At 64.1% G+C, this 2809-nt stretch carries 1 protein-coding gene and 2 pseudogenes; 2 read left to right on the plus strand and 1 reads right to left on the minus strand.

The genetic code is table 11. From position 1 onward, the window contains the following. Positions 1–215: 215 nt before the first annotated feature. Both iscB and VMJ11_RS16035 read left to right on the plus strand, forming a co-directional pair. Positions 216–1629 (plus strand): annotated as a pseudogene (iscB, locus tag VMJ11_RS16030) (RNA-guided endonuclease IscB). Next, the gene (locus tag VMJ11_RS16035) at positions 1626–1946 is read left to right on the plus strand and encodes a type II toxin-antitoxin system RelE/ParE family toxin (RefSeq protein WP_325620372.1); all 321 of its coding nucleotides are present in this window, start codon (positions 1626–1628) and stop codon (positions 1944–1946) included. Before iscB ends, VMJ11_RS16035 begins: the two are co-directional and overlap by 4 nt. A gap of 2 nt (positions 1947–1948) precedes the next feature. Here VMJ11_RS16035 and VMJ11_RS16040 read toward each other — a convergent pair. Further along, a pseudogene (locus VMJ11_RS16040) lies at positions 1949–2809 on the minus strand (bifunctional glutamine synthetase adenylyltransferase/deadenyltransferase); the annotation flags it as partial.

Below are 2809 nucleotides of genomic sequence, written 5' to 3' on the forward strand. Positions count from 1 at the left end.
CAGCAGACCCACCGCCGGATGCTTCCTCAGTCCGGCGCTCTGGAAGTCGCAGCAGCAGACACGCCCCGGGTAGGCACGAAACGGGCTGCGACGGGTGAGGCGACTCACCACCTGCTGCACAACATGGTCGAGGGGAGCGGAGCCGTGAAGCCCCCGTCACAAGGCCCGTAAGGGCTGGCAGCCGGAAAGACGGAATGGGTTAACAAGGAGCTGTTGTGGCAGTTTTCGTTCTGGACAAGGCGGGCAAGGCATTGATGCCGTGCAGCGAGAAGCGCGCGAGGCTGTTGCTCGCACGAGGTCGCGCGCGCGGGCATCGTGTCGTGCCTTTCGTCATCCGGCTCGCCGACCGCACTGCCGACTCTTGCCAGTTTCAACCGTTGCGCATCAAGCTCGACCCGGGCAGCAAGACCACCGGGCTCGCGCTGGTACGCGACACCGAAGTGATCGACAACGCCACCGGCGAGATTCAGCGCGGTGCGACAGTGCTCAACCTGTTCGAGCTGCTCCACCGCGGCCGGCAGATCAAGGAGGCGCTTCACCGCGCGCAGCGCCATGCGCCGTCGGCGCCGCGGTAACCTGCGCTACCGCGCACCGCGTTTTCTGAACCGTGTGCGTCCGGCAGGTTGGTTGCCACCGTCGCTGCAACACCGGGTCGACACCACCATGGCGTGGGTGCAACGCATCCGGCGCTGGGCGCCTGTAGCGGCGCTATCGAGTGAGCTGGTGCGCTTCGATATGCAGGCGTTCGAGAAACCGGAGATCGCCGGTGTCGAGTACCAGCAGGGCACGCTGGCGGGCTACGAAGTCCGTGAGTACCTGCTCGACAAGTGGGGCCGCGTGTGTGCCTATTGCGATAAGCGTGATACGCCTTTGCAGATCGAACACATCGTTGCGAAAACCCGCGATGGTTCAAACCGCGTCAGCAATCTGACGCTGGCGTGCGCGCCGTGTAATCAGAAAAAGAATGCCTTGCCCGTCGAGGTGTTTATGGCGAAGGATCCGAAGCGACTGGCACGCATCCTGACACAAGCGAAGCGCCCACTAAAAGATGCGGCCGCCGTCAACGCGACGCGCTGGACCTTGGCTAATGCGCTCAGGGCTACCGGCCTGCCGGTGGAGTTGGCTTCAGGCGGACGCACGAAATTCAATCGCTCACGGCTAGCCGTCCCGAAGACACACGCGCTCGATGCGGCGTGCGTCGGCGCACTCGATGCGGTGTCGGACTGGCGTAAGCCGACCCTGACGGTGAAATGTGCGGGCCGGGGCAGTTACCAGCGCACGCGCCTCGACCAATACGGCTTCCCACGCGGATATCTGACGCGCGAGAAGCGTGTGCACGGGTTCCAGACTGGGGACCTGGTGCGCGCCGAGGTTCCGAACGGCAAGAAGGCCGGGACGCACGTGGGCCGTGTCGCGGTGCGCGCGAGCGGAAGCTTCAACATTCAGTCGGCCGACAAGGTGGTGCAAGGTATTGCACATCGCCGTTGCCAGCTAATTCAGCGTAGCGACGGCTACGGTTACTCAAGGATAGACACTCCAGAAGGAGGAGTCGCGGGAACAGGGACCGCTTCGCGGTCCGCGCCATCCCTCCCCGGCCTGAAGGCCGAGGTTTCCCGCGCAACCGGATGAAGGTCGTCTTTCTCCAATCCGCACGCACTGATCTGCAAGGTATCAGACGCTATGTGATCGCCAAATTCGGCCCGCAGACCTGGCGTGAAACGTCCGCGAAAATTCAAAACGACGTCGCGCAACTCGAAGCGTTCCCATACAACGGGCAAATCCCTGCTGAACTCTCAGAGATGGGCTTTAGAAATTATCGGCAGATCGTGAGCGGGATGAACCGCGTCATCTACGAGATCGACGATCCGATGGTGTACATACACCTGGTCGTCGACACTCGCAGAGACTTAAAGGACGTTCTGGCGAGGCTTCTGCTAAGGCCCTAGCCCTACCCCCGCTCGCCGAACACCCGCTTCCACAACGCCAGCACCGCAGTCCGCTGCATCTCCACACGAGCCGGATCGACCCGCGCGGCCTCCATCCCGTCCAGCCGCAACTGGTGCTGCAGCTTGCGATAGAGCCGGTACGCCGAACCGATCGTCTCCGCTTCCTCCGCGCTCATGAGCCCGAACCGTGACACCTCGCGCAACAAGGCGATATTGCCGGTGTTGCGAATCAGTTCGGGGTCCTGCGCGGCGTGCAGCAGCACCCAGTACTGCACGAGGAACTCGATGTCCACCATGCCGCCGCGGTCGTGCTTCAGGTCGAATAGCTCGGTGCGGTTCGGGTGGCCGTCTTCCACGCGCTGGCGCATCTCCACGATCTCCTTCGCGAGCGGCGCTGCGTCGCGCGGCGTGGTGAGCACCTGCACGCGGATCGCTTCGAACGCGTTGCCGATCGCGGCGTCTCCGGCCGAGAAGCGCGCGCGCGTCAGCGCCTGGTGCTCCCAGACCCACGCCGTGTTCGCCGCGTCGCCTTCGCGCAGCTGGTAGCGGCGGAATGCGTCGAGGTCGGTCACGAGCAGGCCCGATTCGCCGTTAGGCCGCAAACGCAGATCCACGTCGAACAGCGTGCCCGCGCCCGTCGCCGTGGTGAGCCACGTGATGAGGCGACGCGCGAACATCGCGTAGATTTCCGAAGCGCGTTCGTCTTCGTCGTCGTAGAGAAAGATCAGGTCGAGGTCCGACGCGTAGCCAAGCTCCTTGCCCCCAAGCTTGCCGTACGCGATCGCGGCAAAACGCGGCACCTCGCGGTGGCGCTTCGCGAGCTGCCGCCAGACGGCTTCGATGGTCACGTCGAGCACGGCGTC

Origin of the sequence: Paraburkholderia sp. (assembly GCF_035501035.1) — a bacterium.
GTDB lineage: Bacteria > Pseudomonadota > Gammaproteobacteria > Burkholderiales > Burkholderiaceae > Paraburkholderia.